We start from the raw sequence: 19,784 nt of genomic DNA, 5'->3' as shown, positions 1-19,784 counted from the left end.
AGGCTGGCGGGCGGGTGGGCAGGGCGTCGTCATCGGCCTGTTCGGCCTGCACGGTGACGGTTTGCAGCTGGGTATCTTCGGCGTGGGCCGGCGGCAGGCTGCCGGCCAGAATGGCCAGGGCCAGGGCGCTGGGCTGGAATTTGGGGTGCAGCAAGGTAACGCGGGGCATTGGCTGGGCCTCGTTCAAGAGTAGGAATGTGGGAGAAACGAGGGCGCAGCCGCGCCTGCGGTTATAGTTTGATGCGGGGCGCTGACACGGTTCCTGTGGGAGCGGGCATGCCCGCGAAGAATCCACCGCGGTGCATGGCCAGGGCTTTGCCCTGGTTCGCGGGCGCGCCCGCTCCCACAGAGAACGGTGCAGGCCCAGAGGTCAGGTTTTCAGCCATAGGCTCTCGAACCGCCAGGTACTGAACAGCGACTGCTCCGCCTGCGCGCCACCCACGCGGGTGCTGACGCTGTCGAGCAGGTCGGCAAAGCCCCAGATCAGCATGCCGCCGCGCGCGTACTGAATGCGTTGCGCGCGGTGCACCAGCGCCTTGCGTTGCTCCAGGTCCGGCTGGGCCATGGCGGCGAGGAAGGCCTCGCTGAATTCGGGGTCGTGGAAGTGGGTCTTGTTGGCCACGGCGAACGGCGCGTCGGTGTGGATGGCGCTGGCCAGGTACGGCGCACCGATGCTGCCGCCGGTGCTCAAGGTCCAGTCGTCGCGCTGCGGGCCCTGGAAGGTGGCCAGGTCGACCTGGCGCACGTTGACGGTCACACCGATGCGCCGGGCCTGTTCGGCCAATACCAGGGCCGAAGCCAGCCCCGGCCCTGGTGTGGTCACCAGCTCCACCTGCAACTGTTCATGGCCGGCTTCGCGCAGCAACTGCGCTGCCCGCTGTGGGTCGTGGGGGCGCGGGCCGATGCTGTGGTCGAAGGTGGGGTCGAACGGTGCATACAGGTCGTTGGCCACCCGGCCCTGGCCATTCAGCGCACGGCGCACCAGCTCCTCGCGATCGGCCAGCAGGCGGAATGCCTCCCGTACCCCCGGATCATTGAACGGAGCCTTGGCGGTGTTCATGTCGAACGACAGCCAGTTGCCGCTCACCGATTTCAGCAGCCGCAGCCGTGGGTCGGCCTGCAGCACCTGCAGGTGTTCGGTGGACATGACGTTGGCCATGTCGATCTGCCCGGCACGCAACGCCGCCAGGCGGCCGGTCTGGTCCTTGAAGTCGATGATTTCCAGTTCATCGGCGTACGGCTTGCCGGGTTTGTAGTAGTTGTCGAAGCGGGTGAACAGCGAGCGCTGGCCCGGGGTGAAGCTTTTCAGTTTGTACGGCCCGGCACCGACCGGGTTGGTGACCGGGTGGTAGTCCACCGGCACGATGCCGCCGAAGTTGACCCAGGTTTCCGGCAGCGGCAGGTAGCTGCGCCCTTCGCGAAAGCCCAGGCGCACGGTGCGGTCGTCCAGCTTGACCAGGTTGTCGCGGTCTACCCAGTGCAGCAGCGCCGCGTAAGGCGAGGCCAGCTGCGGGTCGGTGAGGCGGCGGATGGAGAAGATCAGGTCATCGGCGTCGATGGTCTTGCCGTGGTGGAACTCCAGCCCCGGTTTCAGCCGCAAGGTCCAGCCGCTGGCATCGGCGTTGGGCTCGGCGAACTCGGCCAGCGCCAGGCGCGGCTGCATCTGCTCGTCCCATTCCCACAGCTTGCTGTACAACGCAAAGCCACGCACGATGCCGCTGCCGATAGGCTTGTGGGCGTCGAGGTTGCCGCTCTGGTTGCCGTCGATGATGCCCAGCCGCAGGCGCCCGCCATGGCGCGGCTGGTCGGTGGCGGCATGGGTCGGGCTGTCGGCGGGGCCGCAGCCGGCCAGCAGCCCGCCAGCCAGCACGCCCGCGTGGCCAAGAAAGCCGCGCCGACTCAGTGGGTAACCGTCCCTGGCCATGGCGTCAGGCTCCGTTGCTGGCGTGCAGTTGCACGGGTTCGGCTGCCGGGCGGGCAAGGGCTGCGCGCTGTGCACGGAAGTGCGGCAGGATGTGCTCGCCGATGCGGTAGGCCTCTTCCAGGTGCGGGTAGCCGGCGAGGAAGAACAGGTCGACACCGATGCCGTGGTACTCGCGGATACGCGCCACCACGTTGGCGTAGCTGCCCACCAGCGCGCAGCCCGGCGGGACGCCGATGTAGCCGAAACCGGTCCACACATTGGGGTGGATGAAGAAGTCGTCGAACGCCTGCTGCTCGTCCTGGTCGCTGTAGCCGTGCTCGTAGCTCAGCTTGCGCGCCGTGCGCAGGCCGGCGTGGGCGGCGCGGGCCTTGACCGTGCCCTTGGCCACGCCTTCGTCGAAGAAACGTTTGGCCTCGGCCAGCGCGGCTTCTTCGGTCTCGCGGGCGATCACGTCGATGGACAGGCCAAAGCGGATGTCGGTACGGCCCCACTTCAGCGCCCGGGCGCGGATGTCGGCGATCAGCGCGGCAATCTCGTCCGGGTGCTCGGCGCGCATCAGGTAGAAGTCGGCGTGCTTGGCGGCGAACTCGCGCGCTGCCACCGACGAGCCAGCCGTGCAGATCAGCGGCAGCTCGGCTTTTTTCAGCGGGCCGCGCAGGCCACCGCCTTCGGCGCGGTAGTAGGTGCCTTCGTAGTGGAACTGCTCGTTGTGCCAATAGCCGCGCACCACGTCCATGAATTCGGTGGCGCGGGCGTAGCGCTGGTCATGGTTTTCGAAGTCGCCGACTTGGCGCTGGATGGCATCCGAGCCGCCGTTGATGATGTTCCACACCAGGCGGTTGCCGGTGGCGCGCTGGTAGGTTGCGGCCTGCTGCACGGCCACCCACGGGGTGTAGTGATAGGGCTGGAACGCGGTGACGAATTTCAGCGTGCGGGTTTCCCGGGCCAGCAGCGAGCACACCGTCCACGGCTCTTCGCCGGTAGGGGCGTTGACCATCAATGCGCCGCCGAAGCCGTTGATTTCCGCGGCGCGGGCGATTTGCCCGAGGTAGTCGATATAGGTGAAGTGATCACCTACGGCAAACCCCGACACCGCACCGGTGCTGGGCCCGCCCGCATGCCAGTCGCCGCGGTTGCGCGGGTCGCCGGGGAGGAACTGGGTTTCGCCATGCAGGGGCAGGCGGGTGAAGAATTCGATGCTCATGGGCTGGCCTCCTTACTGAACGCTGGGGCTGCAATTGGGGGTGACCGGCTGGCCGCTGATGACCTGGCGGGCGAACGGGATCGAGTCCTTCAGCGAGGCATTCACCGTTTCGCTGTGGCCCAGGCCCTTGTACAAGTGGCCCTGCACCACCGAGCCGGCCTTGCAGGCGTCCTGCATCAGCGCCACCTGGGTGGCGGCGGCGGGGGTCTTGTCCTCGGCGCCGGTGCCGATGAAGATCGGCTGGGCCAGTTTCAGGGTCGGGTACGACACCTGCGCCAGCCATGGCTTGAGCTGGTCGCCCTGGTAGTCTTTCTTGGCGTTGGCCGGGGTCAGGCCTGTGCCGACCACGTCGCTGACCAGTGCCGACAGGCAGCTGGTGCGCGCCTGTTCGAACAGCGGCAGGGCCTTGTCGGTGTAGAAGTCGCGCGGGTCGATGCTTGGGCCGTACTGCTGCGCAGCCAGCAGGGTGTAGAAGCCATAGGCCAGGGCTGGGTCGACCTTGTCCGGGTCCTGCTCGCCGACATTCTTCGCGCCCACGGTGTAGATCACCCCCGTGCCGATGCTGCCCTTGACGCCCAGCTTGGGCGCATAGGTCGCCGCATAGGCCCCGGCGGCGAAGGCCCCGGCGCCGCCTTGCGACTGGCCAATGATCAGCACCTTGTCGGCCAGCCCCGGCACGCCGGCGACCACGGCCTTGGCCGCATCGAGAATGCCGTAGGCGGCCATGCGGTTGTTCAGCAGCGGGTGGCCGCCCGGTACACCAAGGCCCTGGTAGTCGGTGGCGACGATGGCGTAGCCTTCTTCAAGCCAGCGGTTGAGGTATTGCACGTCGCGGTAGCTGCGGCCAGCCCAGGACGGCGCGCAGATATCCGCCACGCCGACCGTGCCATGGCCCCAGCTGGCGACCGGCCAGCCGCCTGCCGGGGCCTTGCCTTTGGGGATGAACAGTGCGCCGGACACCACGACTGGCGTCTTGCCGTCGATGCCATCCAGGGAGGTGTACAGAATGCGTTGCGCGCTGGCCGCATTGGGCAGGCTGAGCGCCTGGTCCAGGGGTTCGCTGCGCAGCAGCTTCCCGGGCGTGGCGGGGATGGCCTTGCTCCAGGTGTAGAAGGCCGACACACGGCCATCGCCCTGTTGCGGGTCGGGTTTGGGCGCGTAGGTTTCGGCGGCCATGGCACCGATGGACAGGGCCAGGGCGCTGAGGCCGAAGACGAGCGAAGCAGGCAGTTTCATGGGTAAGGCTCTCAAGGTTGTTGGCTGATCTGGGCGTCAAGGGACGGCCAGTAGTGAGTCAGTTGCAGGTCGATGAGTGCCTGGCGGGTAAAGCCCGTGGCCAGGTCGTGGGTAATGTCGTAGGGCGTGCGGATCAGCCGGTTGGCCAGGGCGTACTGGCCCAGGGCGTCGTAGTGGGCCTTGAGTTGGGCATCGTTTTTCGGCGCCCAGCGCGCCTTCCACGCGACCGGGTCGTCCTGGTCGTCCCGGCGCAGCACGCTTTCGCTCACACCGGCGCGCGAAGACAACCCGTAGTAGGCGTCGCGGTTTTGCTCCTGGGAGATCCACCAGGCCGCGCGCACCCAGGCGGTGGCCACCAGTTGCGTCAGGTCGGCGTGCTGCTGCACGAAACGGTCAGTGCCCCACAGGTCCGAGACCAGCCGCCAGTCGTTGGCGCCTTGCTTGGTCGACCAGAGGATGCGCGCCACGCCTTTGTCTTCCAGGGCATAGGCTTCGTTGAGCAGCACGGCGGCGTCGACCTTGCCGGCGGATACCGCAGCGGCGCCCACTTGCGGGTTGAGGTTGGCGATCTTGAAGTCGCTGAGTGCCAGGCCCTGGCTTTGCAGGAAGTTGCTGAAGGCGAACTCCCATGGGCGGCCGCGGTGCAAGGCCAGGCGCTTGCCCTTGAGGTCCTGGATGCTGCGCACCGTTGAATCGCTCGGTACTACCAGGTAGATGTTGTTGCCGCTGCCACCCGGTACCACCAGCTTGCCCGGCACCTGGCCGGCACCGGCGATGACCGAAGGCAGGTCGCCGCGTACGGCAAAGTCCAGGCTGTTGTTGCTGAAGCCTTCGTTGATCTGCGGGCCGGCGCCGGCGTGGGGCAGGGCGGTCCATTGCAGTTTCACGCCGCGGGCGGCCAGTTGCTGTTCCAGCCAGCCTTCTTCGATCACCCGCCCTGGGATGCCGCCGAACACCGGCGCACCGCCCTGGGTGAAGGCGACGATGGCAATGCGCACCGCCGCCGGTGGCTCGGCGGCCAGCGCAGCCAGGCTGAGGAACAGGCCGCCCAGCAGGGCGAGGGCATGACGCCAGGGATTGTTCATGTGCTGCTCCAGGCAAAGGTTCTACAGGCCAGGAGCGAAATGCATGCCAGCATGCCATGAAGTGGCTACACCCCTTGATTCACGTGGCCTACAGCCAAAGATAAATTGGTGTGTAGGGCAAGGCCTGCTGATCGGCGGGCAGGGGAGTGCTGACGGGTTGCTGCTGCAGCAGCAATCGGTTGCTGGAATTTCTAATATTCCTTATTCGAATATCTAAAGACTAATTAATAATTTTTTGATCTAATTTGTTTCATGCATTATTGGCCTGCGCGTCAACTGCCAGGAATGCCCCTATGTCGCTGATCACCCACCCCAATGCCCGCGAGCTGACCAAGTCGGTACGTGCCACCGTGCTCGTGTTCAAGGACCCGCGCTCCCAGGAGCTGCTCAGCCGCATCGAGCGCCTGGCACCCAGCGAGGCCAATACCCTGATCATCGGCGAAACCGGCACCGGCAAGGAGCTGGTCGCCCGTCATATCCACCACCTCAGCCGCCGTGGGCGCGAGCCATTCGTGGCCGTGAACTGCGGTGCCTTTGCTGAAACCCTGGTTGAGAGCGAGCTGTTCGGCCACGAGAAAGGCGCGTTCACCGGCGCCACCAGCAACAAGGCCGGCTGGTTCGAAGCGGCCAATGGCGGCACGCTGTTCCTTGATGAAATTGGCGACCTGCCGCTGAACATGCAGGTGAAGTTGCTGCGGGTGCTGCAGGAGCGTGAAGTGGTGCGCCTCGGCTCACGTACGCCGATCCCGATCAACGTGCGGCTGGTGGCGGCGACCAACGTCAACCTGGCCGATGCGGTGGTGGCGGGGCACTTCCGAGAGGACCTGTTCTATCGCCTGCATGTCGCGACAATACGTCTGCCGCCATTGCGCGAGCGGCCGGGGGACATCCTGCCGCTGGCAGAATTCTTCATCGAGGAGCATTGCCGTCGCCTGGGTTACGAGCGTGCTTCGTTGAGCCCGGATGCCGAACGCAAATTGCTGGCGCATAGCTGGCCGGGCAACATCCGCGAGCTGGAGAATGCCATTCACCATGCGTTGCTGGTGTGCCGGTATCAGGTGGTGGCACCGGCGGACCTGCACCTGGTCGATATGCGCCCACAGGTGTCGGCGCAGGTTGCGCATGCTTACTTGCCGGCGGCGAGTGCGGCACCGCCAGATCTGGAAAGCGCATTGCTGGCGCTGTTCGAGCAGAATGTGCCGAATTTGTATGAGCACATCGAAGAGACGGTGTTCAGGGCGGCGTATCGGTATTGCCACGGTAACCAGTTACAGACGGGGCGCTTGCTGAACATCAGCCGCAATATCGTGCGGGCGCGGCTGGAGAAGATTGGCGAACTGTCAAAAGCGTAGTGGGCGCAGCCACTCGGTCCCTTTGTGGGAGCGGCCTTGTGTCGCGAAAGGGCCGCAAAGCGGCCCCAGAAATTCATGCATCAACGCTTGAATCCCTGGGGCTGCTTTGCAGCCCTTTCGCGACACAAGGCCGCTCCCACAAGGACCGCGTGGCGGCGCTGCTGAGGTTTACTTGATGAACCGCACCTGGCTGTTGATCTTCTCGATCACCGCCCCTTTGCGTTCGTTGAAGCGGGCCTTGTTCTGCTCAAACAGGTTGTTGCCCTTGGTATCGATCGAGATGATCAGCGGCCCGAACTCGCGTACGCGGTTCACCCACAGCGTCTCCGGCATGCCCAGGTCCTGCCATTCGGCGCGCTCGATCTCCTCGACCTGGGTGGCTGCCAGCACCGCGCAGCCTCCAGGGAACACCGCATGCACCGCCTTGTTCTCCAGGCAGCCGGTGGTGGTTTCCGGGCCCATGCCACCCTTGCCGACAATCAGCTTCACACCGGTCTGCTCGATGAACTGCTTCTCGAACTTTTCCATGCGCATGCTGGTGGTCGGGCCAATCGAAACCATCTCGAAGCTGCCATCGTCTTTCTTCCTGACGATGGGGCCGGCGTGGAAAATCGCGCCGCCACGCAGGTCGACCGGCAGCTCGCGGCCCAGCTCGATGAGGCGCCGGTGTGCCACGTCACGGCAGGTCACCAGTTGGCCAGTTAGGTAGACCACATCGCCGACGTTGAGGTTGGCCAGGTCTTCGTCGCTGATCGGCGTGCTCAGGATCTTTTTCACAGTACTACCCCTTCGTGCGAGAGGATGTCGTAGGTCAGGTCGGCGTTGATGCGGATCTTGCCGCGACGGTGTGCCCAGCAACCGGTGGACACGGCCACACCGATGGTGGAGGGGTGGCGGGCCGAGGATTCGATGTTCACACCCATCACACTGCTGTTGCCGGTCAGGCCCTGTGGGCCGATGCCGATTTCGTTCAGGCCGTCCTCCAGCAGCTTTTCCATCATCGCCGCGCTTTCGTTGGGGTGGCTGGAGTCCACTTCGCGCAGGATGGCCTTTTTCGACAGGCGTGCTGCTGTCTCTACCGAGGTCGAAACCCCGACCCCCACCAGCAACGGCGGGCAGGCGTTGACGCCGCGAGAGGTGATGACATCAAAGACGAATTCGGTCACCCCTTCATAGCCTTGCCCCGGCATCAGCACCTTGGCCGAGCCTGGCAAGGTGCAGCCGCCACCGGCCATGTACACATCGACGATGGCGTAGTCGGCATCGGGGATGATTTCCCAGTCCAGCCACGGGATTTTCGAGCCGGTGTTGGTGCCAGTGTTCTTCTCGATGAAGGTTTCCACCGCGTTGTGGCGCAACGGCCCCTGGATGGTGGCTTCCTTGGTGGCGTTCTCGAGGATGCCTTCCATCTCACCCAGCAGCGGGAAGCGTGCGCCGGCCGAGATGAAGTACTGGATCACGCCGGTGTCCTGGCAGCTTGGGCGGTTGAGCTTGTCGGCGTATTCCTGGTTGTCGGCCATCGAGTCGTATACGGCGATTGCCAGCGGATTGGTTTCGGCGGCACGCAACTTGGCGGTCTTTTCCTTCACGTCTTTGGGCAGGCGTTTGCCGATGTAGGCGGTGAACTTGGCCATCACGTCGGTAAGCGATGACACGGCGTTTTCTTTATCCATGATTATTTCCTCACTGCATCACAAGGCGGGTTCTTCTTGCTGTTATCGATAGGTCAGGGTGTGGGGGTGCCGGCCTCCATGCGTGCAAGGGCAGGGCGGGCCTCAGGGGGTTGCGGTTCTGCCGGTAGCTGGCCGTCCAGGGCCTGGGCCATGCGCTGTTTGTCCAGCGCACCTACCCAATTGGCGATGGCCACGGTGCCGACGGCATTGCCGATGGTGTTGGTGATGGCGCGGGCTTCGGACATGAAGCGGTCCACGCCCAGCAGCAGCACCATGCCGGCCACCGGGATGTTGTCCATGGTCGCCAGGGTCGCGGCCAGTGTGATGAAGCCCGAACCGGTCACCCCTGCGGAGCCTTTGGAGGTAAGCAGCAGCACGCCCAGCACGATCAGTTGGTCCATCAGGGTCAACGGCGTGTTGGTGGCCTGGGCGATGAAAATGGCCGCCATGGTGTAGTAGATGCACTGGCCATCCGGGTTGAAGGTAAGGCCCGAGGGGATCACCAGGCCCACTACCGGTTTGGACACGCCGACCTTTTCCAGCTTGTTCATCAATTGCGGCACCACCGACTCGGACGAGCTGGTGCCCAGTACCGTGAACAGCTCTTCTTTCAGGTACTTGAGGAACTTCCACAGGTTGAAGCCGGACAACCGGGCGATGGTGCCCAGCACGATCACCACGAACAGGAAACAGGTCAGGTACATGGTTGCCATCAGCTTGCCCAGCGACACGATCGAGCCCAGGCCGTACTTGCCCACGGTGAAGGCCATGGCGCCGCAGGCGGCCAGCGGGGCCACACGCATGATCATGCCGACGATGAAGAACATGCCGTGGGAGAACGCTTCCAGCACATCCACCATGGGCTTGCCACGAGGGCCAAGGTGCGAGAGGGCGATGCCGAACAAGGTGCTGAACAGCAGGATCGGCAGGATCTCGTTCTTGGCGAAGGCGTCGGTCACGCTGCCGGGTATCACATGCAGCATGAAGTCGACGAAGCCGCCACCACTGCCCGCTGCGGCGGCGGTGTAGGTGGAGATGCTCTTGGCGTCGAGGGTGGCAGGGTCGACGTTCATGCCCTGGCCGGGCTGCACGATGTTGACCACCACCAAACCCAGTACCAAGGCAAAGGTGGACAGCACCTCGAAGTAGATCAGCGCACGCACACCCACGCGGCCGAGTTCCTTCATGTTTTCCATCTTGGCGATGCCCAGCACCACCGTGGCAAAGATGATGGGGGCGAAGACCATCTTGATCAGTTTGATGAAAGCATCACCGATGGGTTTCAAGTCTGCGCCAACCTGTGGCCAGAACACCCCGATCAGCACCCCGAGGGTTACGCCGATCAATACCTGTACGTAAAGCTTGCCGAACAATCGCTTGGCCATTGCCGTCTCCGAATTATTGTTGTGAGTCGGATTTATCTGGCGGCCGGGCTGATCGTGGGGTGCAGGTCACACCTGGCCTTGGCGGCCGAAAAGCCCAGCTTCTTTGTGGTTAATCACGCAGGGCAAAAGGTAATGGTTTTTCAAAAATGCTGTAATACAATGAAATTCAACTCATTGTTTCCCTCAGGTTAATTATGAATCCGGTATCGGAGCTGGCGTTCTTCACCCAGCTGATCAGGGTGGGCAGCCTGGCGGGCACCGCGCGCGAACTGAACCTGACGCCGCCCGCGGTCTCCAAGCGCCTGGCGCAACTGGAGCAGCGCCTGGGTGTGCGCCTGCTCAACCGCACCACACGCAGCATCAGCCTTACCGCCGAAGGCGAGACCTACCTGGTGAATGCCCGGCGGATACTGGGTGAGATCGAGGAAATGGAGCGCCAGGTTTCCAGCAGCCGTGCCGAGCCCAAGGGGCTGCTGCGGGTCAATGCGCCGCTGGGTTTTGGTCGTACGCATGTGGGGCCGGCCGTGTCGTCGTTTGCCAAGCGCTACCCCGAGGTGGAGGTGCAGTTGCACCTGACCGACCGCCCAATCGCCCTGCCGAACGACGCTATCGATGTGGCTATCCGCTTTGGTGAGCTGCCGGACTCGCGCCTGATCGCCCGCAAAATCGCGGCCAACCGCCGCCGGTTGTGCGCGGCGCCCGGTTACCTGGAGGCGCACGGCACCCCTGGCGCGCCAAAAGACCTCGTCAGCCATAACTGCATCGTGTTGCGCCAGAACGATGCCGCGTTCGGCATCTGGCGGCTCAGCCGCGGCAAGCAGAGCGAGTCGGTGAAGGTGCGTGGCAGCCTGAGCACCAATGATGGCGAGGTTGCCCTGAACTGGGCCCTCGATGGCCAAGGCATCCTGATGCGGGCCGAGTGGAATCTGGCTGACCACCTGCGCAGCGGGCGCCTGGTGGAGGTGCTGGGCGATTACCAGACACCGCCTGCGGATATCTATGCGGTGTATCTGGAGCGCCTGAACCTGTCGGCCAAGGTGTCGTGCTTTGTCGAGCATCTGCGGACGTTCTTCCGCCAGGACGACAGCCAGGCGGCGTGGCAGCTGCTCCATTCTCCAAGGCAAGCACAGGACTTGTAGGAGCAGCCTTGCGCTGCGAAGAGGCCGGTAAGGCTGAAGATCAGCTTCGGCTGCAATGGCCTCTTCGCAGCACAAGGCTGCTCATACCGCGCGCGCCTTGGCTCAGGATATAAATAGAGCTGATAACAGATCTAAAGCAATGCGAATTGCTCGATATCGCGGGTAAGTGGAACCTATGCAGACCATCCACCACCTGAACAATAAAAACCCATGACTATCTCGACTGTAGCCGCACTGCAAATTGGCTCTCACCCTGACGGCAAACAACAAACGCTGGAAACAATCCTGGCTTATGAAGCCGAAATAAAGCGCGCTGGCGCGCAATTGGTCGTCATGCCGGAAGCGGTGCTCGGCGGTTATCCGAAAGGTGAAATATTCGGCACTTACATGGGCTATCGCCTGCCTGAAGGCCGCGAAGCGTTCCAGCGCTATTTCGACAATGCCATTGATGTCCCGGGTGCTGAAACTGCCGAGCTGGCAGCGTTGGCACAACGCACCGGTGCACATCTGGTGGTCGGCGTGATTGAGCGTGCGGGCAGTTCGCTGTTCTGCTCGGCACTGTTCTTCTCGCCCGAAGAGGGCCTGGTCGGCAACCACCGCAAACTGATGCCAACCGGCAGCGAGCGGCTGATCTGGGGGCAGGGCGATGGCTCTACGCTGCCGGTGATCGACACCCCGGTCGGCAAGATCGGTGCAGCCATCTGCTGGGAGAACCACATGCCGCTGCTACGCACGGCCATGTACGCCAAAGGCATCGAGGTGTGGTGCGCACCGACCGTGGACGAACGCGACAACTGGCAGGTTTCCATGCGCCATATCGCTCACGAGGGGCGCTGCTTCCTGGTCAGTGCCTGCCAGTTCCAGCCGTCGCCGCGCGACCTTGGGGTGAGCCTGCCGCATTGGGACGATGACCGCCTGCTGATGCAGGGCAACAGCGTGATCATCGGCCCCATGGGCGAGGTGATTGCCGGCCCGCTGAAAAACGGCCCGGGCTTGCTGGTGGCGCAGATCGATTCGGCCGAGCTGGTCAAGGCGCGTTACGACTTCGACGTGGTCGGCCACTATTCGCGGCCCGACGTATTCACCCTGATCGTCGATGAGCGGGCCAAGGCCTCCGTCAAGTTCCAGCAGTGATCTGAACACGCGACACCGTTGAATCGGCCCCTGCCTGGCATCGCGCTGCTGCCCGGCAGGGGCCGATTCACGTTTCTGTGCATTACGCAGCCCTGCACCAATAAAAAAAACATCCGAGGCTTTTCAGAAATGAACAACGATTCGCGCCTGTTGTACCGCAAGATCGCCTGGAAGATCTTGCCCTTGCTGTTTGTCAGTTACATCGTTTCTTACCTGGACCGTGTGAACATCGGCTTTGCGGCGTTGCGCATGCACCAGGACCTGGGTTTCAGTGATGCTGTTTATGGGCTGGGCGCAGGTATCTTCTTTATCGGCTATGTATTGTTTGAAGTGCCCAGCAACTTGTTGCTGACGCGCATCGGTGCACGCAGAACGATCATGCGCATCATGATTGCCTGGGGCGTGGTGTCGTCCAGCATGATGTTCGTCCAGACTCCGCAGCAGTTCTATATCGCCCGCTTCCTGTTGGGTGTGTTCGAAGCCGGGTTCTTCCCTGGCATCATCCTTTACCTGACCTTCTGGTTCCCGGCGCGCCTGCGCGGCAGTGTGATTGCCGTGTTCATGTCTGCCATCGCCATTGCCGGGGTGCTGGGCGGGCCGTTATCCGGCTGGATCATCGGTGCGATGGATGGCGTGCATGGCCTGCATGGCTGGCAGTGGATGTTCCTGCTGGAAGGTTCGCCGGCGATTGTCCTCGGTATTCTTGCGGCCTTGCTGCTGATCGACAGGCCCGAAGACGCCAAATGGCTAAGTGCCGAGGAACGCGCGCGCATTGCCCAGGAGGTCGAAGCGCCCGTTGCCGGCAGCAGCCACAGGCTGGGTGCCGTGCTGCGCGACCCGCGGGTCTATGCCCTGGCGCTGGTGTACTTTTCGGAGATGGCCGGGCTGTACATCCTCGGCTTCTGGTTGCCGGGCATGATCAAGGGCTATGGCGTGACAGACCCATTGCACATCGGCCTGCTCACGGCAGTGCCGTACCTTGCCGGTGGTGTGGGCATGATCGTGATCGGCAGGCACTCCGATGCGGTGGGTGAGCGCCGCTGGCACCTGGCAAGCTGCATGGTACTGGCGGCCTGTGCCTTGCTTGCCTGTACCTGGGTGCCGGGGCAGTTGGTACCCGGGCTGGTGACCTTGAGTGTGGCAGCGGTGGGGTTGTATGCCTCGATGCCATTGTTCTGGACCATCCCCACGCGCTACCTGGGTGGCCAGGCCGCTGCCGGGGGCATTGCATTGATCAACTCGCTGGCCTTGTTCGGCGGCTTCACCAGCCCGACGGTATTGGGGGCGGTGAAGGCCAGCACCGGCAGCCTCGACCTTGGCCTGTATGTGTTTGCCGGTGCGCTCACCTTGGGGGCAACGGTGTTGATCCTTGCCATACCGGCGCGGCTGATCGAGGACACGGCCGTCACGACAGGCAGAACGACTGCTCAACCAGCTCGATGATCAAAGCCTTGACCGTTTGCAGCGTGCTGTCGTGCTTGCTGCCGACCCGCGTGCCGATCTCCAGGTCGTAGGAGGGCAGCGCCACCGGGCAAGGGAAGGTCTTGAGTGTCGACACCCGCTCCATGGCCCGTGCGGCGTGGGTAGGTACCGTGGTGATCAGCTCCGAGCCCACCAGCAGGAACGGCACGGCGGCAAAGTGTGAGGTAGAGGCACGAATGCTGCGCTTGTACCCGGCAGCATTCAGGCCCTCGTCGACGATGCCGACAAAACCACCCGATGACACCAGCAGGTGCGGCCGCTGGGCATAGTCCTCTGCAGTGACCGGCGGGGTGTTGTGCGCATCGGCAATGCCCAGGTAATTGCCCCGCCCCAGGCGCTGCCGGGCGATCAGGGGTGAGGACAACCCGCCTGCAGACACGGCGATATCCACCTGATGGCGCATCAGCATGTCCTGGACCAGGCCGCTGTGGGTTTGCCTGAACAGGATACGCAACCCGCCCAGGTGCTTGTCGACCAGTGCCAGCAGGCCTTGCCCCAAGGCGATTTCGGCATCGTCCGAAAGCCCGACAGTGATGGTGCGGCCTTTGATGTGCTTGCCTGCCACCGACAGTGCCAGGGCTTGCCGGCAGCGGTTGAGTGCCTCGCCAATCAGCGGCGCCAGCTCGTTGGCCCGCACGGTAGGCCGCAGGCCTCGGCCGGTGCGTTCGAACAGCGGGTCGGCGTAGATCTCCCGCAGGCGGGCGAGGGCGGCGCTGACGGCGGGCTGGGTTACGCCCAGGCGCAACGCAGCGCGGCTGGCGCCGCCTTCTTCGATCAACGCGACAAATACCCGAAGCAGGTTCAAGTCGACGCTGTCGATATCAATATTATGCATATCAGATATCCTGATAGTTGATTGATTTATAGTATACGCACTCGCAGAATGCACCGACAAATAATTCAGGGGCGCACTTCAGGTGGGGTTCTGAATGTATGAGTTGTGATGTGTTTCAGGTTCTGGAGTGTATGAAAGGTATTCGAGTTGTCGGCTGGTTGTTACGGGCGTTAGTTGCAAAGTTGCTGGTGCTGAATATAGGGCTGTCGCAGGCTGAAGATTATCTGCCCGCGCCGGGTGTTGCCGCGCAATCGTGGCTATTGATGGACCCTGAAAGCGGGGAAGTGCTGGCGCAGGGAAATGCCGACGCCCGGGTAGACCCGGCCAGCCTGGTGAAGATCATGACCAGTTACGTGCTGGGCCAGGCCCTGCAGGGCGGCACGGTCGACGGGAATGACCGCGTGACGATCGACACCGACGCTTCGGCGGCTGGCAACGCGCAGTTGCAAGGCTCGTCGTTGATGTTCCTGAAACCCGGTGACCGGGTGACGATTGATGATTTGAACAAGGGCATTGTCATTCAATCCGGCAACGATGCCTGTATCGCGGTGGCTGATTACCTGGCCGGCAGTGAACAGGCCTTTGTTGATGCCATGAATGAACAGGCACGCCAACTGGGCATGCTCAATACCCAATTCAAGACTGTGCATGGCCTGGCCGCCGAAGGGCAATACAGCAGCGCGCGGGACATGGCGTTATTGAGCCGGGCACTGATCGAACAATTGCCGGCTGAATATGCCCTGTACAAGCAAAAGGCGTTTTCTTTCAATCAGGTGGTTCAGCACAACCGCAACCGGCTGTTGTGGAGTACCAGCCTGGCTGTCGACGGTCTTAAGACCGGCAATTCCGCGGCGGGTGGCTACAGCCTGGTGACGTCGGCGGTGCTCGACGGGCGTCGGCTGATTGCCGTGGTGCTGGGCGCCGAGTCGGACCGGCTGAGGTTTCAGGAGAGTGAAAAGCTGCTCAAGTGGGGGTTTCGAGCATTCGAGACGGTCACCCCGATCAAGGCCGACGAAGTGTTTGTGAGCAAGCGTGTCTGGTTTGGTGATACGCACAACGTGAAGCTCAATGCAGGCGCGCACCCGGCCATCAGCGTGCCCTACGGGCAGGCCGCTGACGTGAGCGTCAGTGCCATCCTCGACAGCCCCGAGCTTCATGCGCCGTTGCAGGCGGGGCAGGTGGTGGGTGTGGTCAATTTCCAGATCGGTTCCCGGCATATCGCGGAAAAACCTTTGGTGGTGATGGAGGCTGTCGACGAGGGCGGCTGGTTCAGCCGTGCCTGGGACTTTCTGCTGCTGAAGCTCTATCAGTGGCTGGGTGTGTGCCTGTTGTGCAACGGCGAGGGGAGCTTATGAGCAGTTGCCTGCGTTACCTGCTACCTGCCATGTGCATGCTTGCCACGGCAGCCTGCAGTACCGACCACGCTGCCAGCGAGCACCGTTTGCGGGTGACCGCTGACGAGGCCGATGCCTTCAATGAACGCGCGCTGCGCCTGCAGTCAGATGAGCGCGAAACGGCTGGTGGCCTGGTTGTGTATTTCGCCACGGACAGCGCGGCCGTTACCGACCAGGACATCGCCAGGTTGGGGCAGGTAGCGGGCTTTCTGCTTGCCCACCCACAGGCCGAGGTGTTCATCGAAGGCCATACGGATGACGAGGGCTCGCCGGAGCAGAACGTGGTACTGGCCCAGGCTCGCGCCGACATGATCGCCTATTACCTGGTGAAGTATGGGGCTTTGTACGATCAGCTGAACACGCGTGCCTACGGCGAGCGCTACCCCGCGCACGAGGGCAGTGGTGCAGAGACCATGCAATACAACCGGCGGGTGGTGGTGGAATGGAACAGCCACAGCGATGCGTTTGGCTATGACCCGCTTCAGTAAAGGTGTGGTGCTGATGCAAGGCGTTTGCCTCGTGGTGCTGGCGCTCTGCGCCAACCTTTCGAGTGCTGCCCCGCACGTGCCGCATGGGTTGCCTGAAGAAAGCCAGGCAGCAGCACCGGGCACGCAACTGGTGACGCAGCTGCAGCTGGCATTGTCGGAGCTGCGCTTGTACCAGGATGAAATCGATGGGCTGATCGGCGCCCGCACACAGGAAGCACTCTACCTGCTGCAAATGGCGCATGAGCTGCCCCTCACTGGCAGCGTCAACCTGCCCACACTGAAGGTGCTGGGCATTGCGCCGCCGCACTGGATGCAGCACTGAACGGTTGTGAACCCTAGCCATGCCATTCGCTACAACAACTTCGCCGGGTTACCCGTGGCGCTTCAGGTTGGTCATTTTCCTGGTCTTGCTGTTGTCCTCGGTCCTGTGCTGGCGCATCGTCAGCCTGCAGGTGCTGGATAACCGCTTCCTGCGCCAGCAGGGGGATGCGCGCAGCCTGCGTTATCTGGACATTGCAGCCCCGCGCGGGCTGATCACCGACCGCAACGGCCAGCCGCTGGCGGTCAGCACGCCGGTGGTGACGTTGTGGGCCAATGGCCGGGAACTGGCCCTGGAAAAGCCAAGCTGGCCGGCGCTCGCCGACGCAGTGGGCATGCCACGCGACCGGCTCGAAGCTTTGTTGCAGCGCAGCACCGGCAAGGCTTTCATCTACCTGCGCAGGCGCCTGGCCCCCGAGCAGGCACAGCACTTGCTGCAGGCGGTGCAGCGCTTGCACGTCAAGGGCGTGTACAGCCTGGAGGAGCCGCGGCGGTTTTATCCGGCCGGGGCAGTTGCTGCGCAACTGGTCGGCTTTACCGATATCGACGGCAACGGCAGCGAAGGCATTGAGCTGGCGTACGATGCCGTGCTGCGCGGTGAGCGCGGCAAGCAGCAGGTGCTGAAGGACCGGCGTGGTCATGTGATCGAGGACCTGGGCGTGAGCCTGCCGGCCAAGCCGGGCCAGGCCCTGGCGTTGTCACTGGACCTGCGGTTGCAGTACCTGGCCAGTCGCGAACTGAAAAAGGGCATCGTGGACAACGCTGCCGAGGCGGGCAGCGTGGTGGTGCTGGATGTGCAGTCGGGCGAGTTGCTGGCCGTGGCCAACTACCCGACCTACAACCCGAACAACCGCACGCATGTCAGCCCGGCGGCGATGCGCAACCGCGCGCTGGTGGACGTATTCGAGCCCGCGTCGACACTCAAACCTTTCGCCGTTGCCGCAGCCCTGCAAAGCGGCCGCTGGCAGGCTTCCGATAGCGTGCTGGTGCAAACCGGCAGCCTGAAGATCGGCCGTTTCATCATTCACGATGCGTCGCGCACGGCAGGCGAGCGGCTGGACATGACCGGCATTCTGGTGCGCTCCAGCAACGTCGCGATCAGCCAGGTAGCGTTCGATATCGGTGGCCAGACCATTCAAGACACCTTGCAACGTGTAGGGCTGGGGCAGGCGAGTGGCTCGGGCTTTCCGGGGGAGCGTTCGGGGCTGCTGCCGGTCAGGCGGCAATGGCGGGCCACCGAGACTGCAACGCTGTCCTACGGTTATGGGGTGTCGGTCACGGCCGTGCAACTGGCCAGCGCCTACGCCACCCTGGTCAATGGCGGCAGGCGTGTACCGGTGTCGCTGCTCAAGGTGACGCAAGCGCCTGCGGCTACCCAGGCCATTGCACAGCCAGTGGCGGATGCGCTGAAACACATGCTGGTGCAGGTGGTCGAGGCGCCGAGAGGGAGCTACCGGGCCAAAGTGGCGGGCTACCATGTAGGGGGCAAAAGCGGTACGGCGAGAAAAACCGCAGTTGCAGGCCATGGCTATCAGGGCAAGGCCTACAGGGCGATATTCGCCGGCTTTGCACCCGCCAGCAGGCCAAGGTTCGCGGTGGTGGTCATGCTCGACAACCCGTCGAAGCAGGGCTATTACGGCGGGTTGGTGTCGGCGCCAGTCTTCAGCAGGGTGATGGGGCAGGCACTACGGTTGTACGGAATTGCGCCCGATAACCTTGGCTTTACAGGGCCGTAAAGAAACGCCTGTACAGGAATATTTGAATCAAATACGATGCATTAATGTGTTTTTTTTACAATATGCATTGTATACGGTGCAAAAATGTATGGATGAATTGGGCAAACTGATCAAGAAGCTGCGTAAGGATGCCGGGCTTTCCCAAGCCCAGCTCGCGCAGCGTCACGGCATGAGTCGTGCGACCATTTCGGGGATCGAGAACAATTCGATCCCCGAAGTCGGCATTCGCAAGGTTGCAGCGATCCTGGAGGGTTTGGGATACGAACTGACGGCCACGCCCAAGCGCCGGCGTAGAACACTCGATGAGCTGAAGGCCGGGGGTATCCATGATCAGTTCGAGTGATCGCTTGTACGTCGGCGCGGGCGACGCCACTGTCGGCACCCTGGGGCGCAGTGACGAGCATCCGCGTGATACGGTCTTCACTTACAACCCATCGGCTGGCTTGAAGTACTTTGGCCTGCTCTACGAAAAACTGTGCCGAGAACGCCGACATCTGGCTGGCACCCGCGTATGACCTGGTGACCACGACGGTGTACAGCAGCCACGACATCATGGGGCTTTTACTGGGCGGCTCGAAAGCGTGGCCCAAGCGCAAGATGCTGGTGCAGTTCGGGCGCACTGCGTGCAACCTGACGCAAGCGCGCTGCGAGGAGTTGCTCAACAGAGTGGAAGTCGGCATGAACCGTGCGATGGCGGAGCTTTCGGATTATCGCAACAGCCATCCGGCGTTTGAGCGTGTTGGGGAGAAGATGGCCGCTGCGTGGGGCTTGGGGTTGAGTAGAAGTATCGTGGCCTAGGCTCCAGCCATCTGCGCAAAGCAATTGCGAAAACCGCTCACACTCAGGTTAAATGAGAGTCATTACTAAAGACGCTCTCATCGGTTCTACCATGTCCTGTGCTGACCCTTCCCTGCAAAAAGCCGTGCACACGCTTTACGAGGACCATCATTCCTGGTTGTGCGGGTGGCTGCGCAGCAAGCTCGGGTGCATGGAGCATGCGGCCGATCTGGCCCAGGACACGTTCATACGGGTGCTGACCCTGCGCAAGGCCGCGGAGTTGCAACAGCCACGGGCTTATCTGAGCAGTGTAGCCCGCAGCCTGATGATCGACATGTTCCGGCGCCGTGCCCTGGAGCAGGCCTACCTGGAAACCCTCGCGGCACGGCCCGAGCCTGTAGCGGTTTCGCCGGAGGCGCGCCTGCTGATCATCGAGACCCTGCTGGAAATCGATCGGCTACTCGATGGCCTGGGCACGCGTACCCGCGAGATCTTCCTGATGGCCCAGCTCGATGGCCTGAGCTATGTGGAAATCGCGCGGCGCCTGGATGTTTCGCTTACCACCGTCAAAAAGCATGCAGTGCGGGCACTGACCCATTGCCTGATGCTGGCCGAGGCGTGA

The 19,784-nt window shown here is 63.0% G+C and carries 18 protein-coding genes and 1 pseudogene; 11 read left to right on the top strand and 8 right to left on the bottom strand.

The genetic code is table 11. From position 1 onward, the window contains the following. Positions 1-370: 370 nt before the first annotated feature. The 4 genes from AK81_RS03355 to AK81_RS03340 are packed head-to-tail and all read right to left on the bottom strand — an operon-like array spanning position 371 to position 5,449. Positions 371-1,924 (bottom strand): ABC transporter substrate-binding protein, encoded by a 1,554-nt coding sequence (locus AK81_RS03355; protein WP_043196748.1) that lies wholly within the window; start codon positions 1,922-1,924, stop codon positions 371-373. A 4-nt stretch (positions 1,925-1,928) separates the two neighbouring features. After that, the gene (locus tag AK81_RS03350) at positions 1,929-3,128 is read right to left on the bottom strand and encodes an LLM class flavin-dependent oxidoreductase (protein WP_043196747.1); all 1,200 of its coding nucleotides are present in this window, start codon (positions 3,126-3,128) and stop codon (positions 1,929-1,931) included. A 12-nt stretch (positions 3,129-3,140) separates the two neighbouring features. After that, on the bottom strand, positions 3,141-4,364 hold the full coding sequence (locus AK81_RS03345; protein WP_043196746.1) for a lipase family protein: 1,224 nt from the start codon (positions 4,362-4,364) through the stop codon (positions 3,141-3,143). Positions 4,365-4,375: 11 nt separating this feature from the next. Next, positions 4,376-5,449, bottom strand: coding sequence for an ABC transporter substrate-binding protein (locus tag AK81_RS03340; protein WP_043196745.1), 1,074 nt, complete (start codon positions 5,447-5,449; stop codon positions 4,376-4,378). 293 nt (positions 5,450-5,742) lie between these two features. Here AK81_RS03340 and AK81_RS03335 point away from each other — a divergent pair, with 293 nt between their 5' ends. Next, complete coding sequence (locus AK81_RS03335) at positions 5,743-6,801, top strand: sigma-54 interaction domain-containing protein (protein WP_043196744.1); 1,059 nt, start codon at positions 5,743-5,745, stop codon at positions 6,799-6,801. 168 nt (positions 6,802-6,969) lie between these two features. Here AK81_RS03335 and ttdB read toward each other — a convergent pair whose 3' ends face one another. The 3 genes from ttdB to AK81_RS03320 are packed head-to-tail and all read right to left on the bottom strand — an operon-like array spanning position 6,970 to position 9,859. Further along, positions 6,970-7,578, bottom strand: coding sequence for a L(+)-tartrate dehydratase subunit beta (gene ttdB, locus AK81_RS03330; protein WP_003259286.1), 609 nt, complete (start codon positions 7,576-7,578; stop codon positions 6,970-6,972). Further along, the gene (gene ttdA / locus AK81_RS03325; protein ID WP_081042007.1) at positions 7,575-8,474 is read right to left on the bottom strand and encodes a L(+)-tartrate dehydratase subunit alpha; all 900 of its coding nucleotides are present in this window, start codon (positions 8,472-8,474) and stop codon (positions 7,575-7,577) included. Before ttdA ends, ttdB begins: the two co-directional genes overlap by 4 nt. 53 nt (positions 8,475-8,527) lie before the next feature. Then, entirely contained in the window at positions 8,528-9,859 is a 1,332-nt protein-coding gene (locus AK81_RS03320) for a dicarboxylate/amino acid:cation symporter (protein ID WP_043196743.1), read from the bottom strand. A gap of 194 nt (positions 9,860-10,053) precedes the next feature. Between AK81_RS03320 and AK81_RS03315 the strand changes: the two genes are divergently transcribed. The 3 genes from AK81_RS03315 to AK81_RS03305 all read left to right on the top strand — a co-directional run bounded on the left by AK81_RS03315 (position 10,054) and on the right by AK81_RS03305 (position 13,575). Beyond that, positions 10,054-10,998 (top strand): LysR substrate-binding domain-containing protein, encoded by a 945-nt coding sequence (locus tag AK81_RS03315; protein ID WP_050491836.1) that lies wholly within the window; start codon positions 10,054-10,056, stop codon positions 10,996-10,998. Between the two features lie 210 nt (positions 10,999-11,208). Next, positions 11,209-12,132 (top strand): carbon-nitrogen hydrolase family protein, encoded by a 924-nt coding sequence (locus AK81_RS03310; RefSeq protein ID WP_043196742.1) that lies wholly within the window; start codon positions 11,209-11,211, stop codon positions 12,130-12,132. Positions 12,133-12,261: 129 nt separating this feature from the next. Then, a complete protein-coding gene (locus AK81_RS03305; protein WP_050491835.1) occupies positions 12,262-13,575 on the top strand; it encodes an MFS transporter in 1,314 nt (437 codons plus the stop codon). On the opposite strand, the gene AK81_RS03300 is transcribed toward AK81_RS03305, so the two are convergent. Then, the gene (locus AK81_RS03300) at positions 13,538-14,449 is read right to left on the bottom strand and encodes a LysR family transcriptional regulator (protein ID WP_043196741.1); all 912 of its coding nucleotides are present in this window, start codon (positions 14,447-14,449) and stop codon (positions 13,538-13,540) included. The two genes, AK81_RS03305 and AK81_RS03300, sit on opposite strands and share 38 nt — an antisense overlap. Positions 14,450-14,580: 131 nt before the next feature. Between AK81_RS03300 and AK81_RS03295 the strand changes: the two genes are divergently transcribed. From AK81_RS03295 to AK81_RS03265, 7 genes and pseudogenes are all read left to right on the top strand, one after another. Then, a complete protein-coding gene (locus tag AK81_RS03295; protein WP_050491834.1) occupies positions 14,581-15,804 on the top strand; it encodes a serine hydrolase in 1,224 nt (407 codons plus the stop codon). Next, a complete protein-coding gene (locus tag AK81_RS03290; protein WP_050491833.1) occupies positions 15,801-16,331 on the top strand; it encodes an OmpA family protein in 531 nt (176 codons plus the stop codon). The genes AK81_RS03295 and AK81_RS03290 overlap by 4 nt, the downstream gene beginning before the upstream one ends. Continuing rightward, positions 16,315-16,653, top strand: coding sequence for a peptidoglycan-binding domain-containing protein (locus AK81_RS03285; protein WP_043196740.1), 339 nt, complete (start codon positions 16,315-16,317; stop codon positions 16,651-16,653). Before AK81_RS03290 ends, AK81_RS03285 begins: the two co-directional genes overlap by 17 nt. A 19-nt stretch (positions 16,654-16,672) precedes the next feature. Then, positions 16,673-18,385, top strand: coding sequence for a peptidoglycan D,D-transpeptidase FtsI family protein (locus AK81_RS03280; protein ID WP_043196738.1), 1,713 nt, complete (start codon positions 16,673-16,675; stop codon positions 18,383-18,385). 88 nt (positions 18,386-18,473) lie between these two features. Next, positions 18,474-18,728, top strand: coding sequence for a helix-turn-helix domain-containing protein (locus tag AK81_RS03275; RefSeq protein WP_043196736.1), 255 nt, complete (start codon positions 18,474-18,476; stop codon positions 18,726-18,728). An 85-nt stretch (positions 18,729-18,813) separates the two neighbouring features. Beyond that, positions 18,814-19,183: pseudogene (locus AK81_RS03270) on the top strand (type II toxin-antitoxin system HipA family toxin); the annotation flags it as partial. Between the two features lie 91 nt (positions 19,184-19,274). Further along, positions 19,275-19,784 (top strand): sigma-70 family RNA polymerase sigma factor, encoded by a 510-nt coding sequence (locus tag AK81_RS03265; RefSeq protein ID WP_043196733.1) that lies wholly within the window; start codon positions 19,275-19,277, stop codon positions 19,782-19,784.

Source organism: Pseudomonas putida W15Oct28 (genome assembly GCF_000708715.2).
Classification (GTDB): Bacteria; Pseudomonadota; Gammaproteobacteria; order Pseudomonadales; family Pseudomonadaceae; genus Aquipseudomonas; species Aquipseudomonas putida_R.
Note: the sequence above shows the minus strand (reverse complement) of the source record. Positions and strands in the feature narration are given on the sequence as shown.

Coding starts and splice junctions, on each gene's coding strand:
- AK81_RS03315 (WP_050491836.1), top strand. CDS start 10,054: ATGAATCCGGTATCGGAGCTGGCGTTCTTCACCCAGCTGATCAGGGTG.
- AK81_RS03355 (WP_043196748.1), bottom strand. CDS start 1,924: ATGGCCAGGGACGGTTACCCACTGAGTCGGCGCGGCTTTCTTGGCCAC.
- AK81_RS03265 (WP_043196733.1), top strand. CDS start 19,275: ATGTCCTGTGCTGACCCTTCCCTGCAAAAAGCCGTGCACACGCTTTAC.
- AK81_RS03305 (WP_050491835.1), top strand. CDS start 12,262: ATGAACAACGATTCGCGCCTGTTGTACCGCAAGATCGCCTGGAAGATC.
- AK81_RS03275 (WP_043196736.1), top strand. CDS start 18,474: ATGGATGAATTGGGCAAACTGATCAAGAAGCTGCGTAAGGATGCCGGG.
- ttdA (WP_081042007.1), bottom strand. CDS start 8,474: ATGGATAAAGAAAACGCCGTGTCATCGCTTACCGACGTGATGGCCAAG.
- AK81_RS03300 (WP_043196741.1), bottom strand. CDS start 14,449: ATGCATAATATTGATATCGACAGCGTCGACTTGAACCTGCTTCGGGTA.
- AK81_RS03295 (WP_050491834.1), top strand. CDS start 14,581: ATGAAAGGTATTCGAGTTGTCGGCTGGTTGTTACGGGCGTTAGTTGCA.
- AK81_RS03280 (WP_043196738.1), top strand. CDS start 16,673: ATGCCATTCGCTACAACAACTTCGCCGGGTTACCCGTGGCGCTTCAGG.
- AK81_RS03320 (WP_043196743.1), bottom strand. CDS start 9,859: ATGGCCAAGCGATTGTTCGGCAAGCTTTACGTACAGGTATTGATCGGC.
- AK81_RS03285 (WP_043196740.1), top strand. CDS start 16,315: ATGACCCGCTTCAGTAAAGGTGTGGTGCTGATGCAAGGCGTTTGCCTC.
- AK81_RS03290 (WP_050491833.1), top strand. CDS start 15,801: ATGAGCAGTTGCCTGCGTTACCTGCTACCTGCCATGTGCATGCTTGCC.
- AK81_RS03335 (WP_043196744.1), top strand. CDS start 5,743: ATGTCGCTGATCACCCACCCCAATGCCCGCGAGCTGACCAAGTCGGTA.
- AK81_RS03350 (WP_043196747.1), bottom strand. CDS start 3,128: ATGAGCATCGAATTCTTCACCCGCCTGCCCCTGCATGGCGAAACCCAG.
- AK81_RS03345 (WP_043196746.1), bottom strand. CDS start 4,364: ATGAAACTGCCTGCTTCGCTCGTCTTCGGCCTCAGCGCCCTGGCCCTG.
- AK81_RS03310 (WP_043196742.1), top strand. CDS start 11,209: ATGACTATCTCGACTGTAGCCGCACTGCAAATTGGCTCTCACCCTGAC.
- AK81_RS03340 (WP_043196745.1), bottom strand. CDS start 5,449: ATGAACAATCCCTGGCGTCATGCCCTCGCCCTGCTGGGCGGCCTGTTC.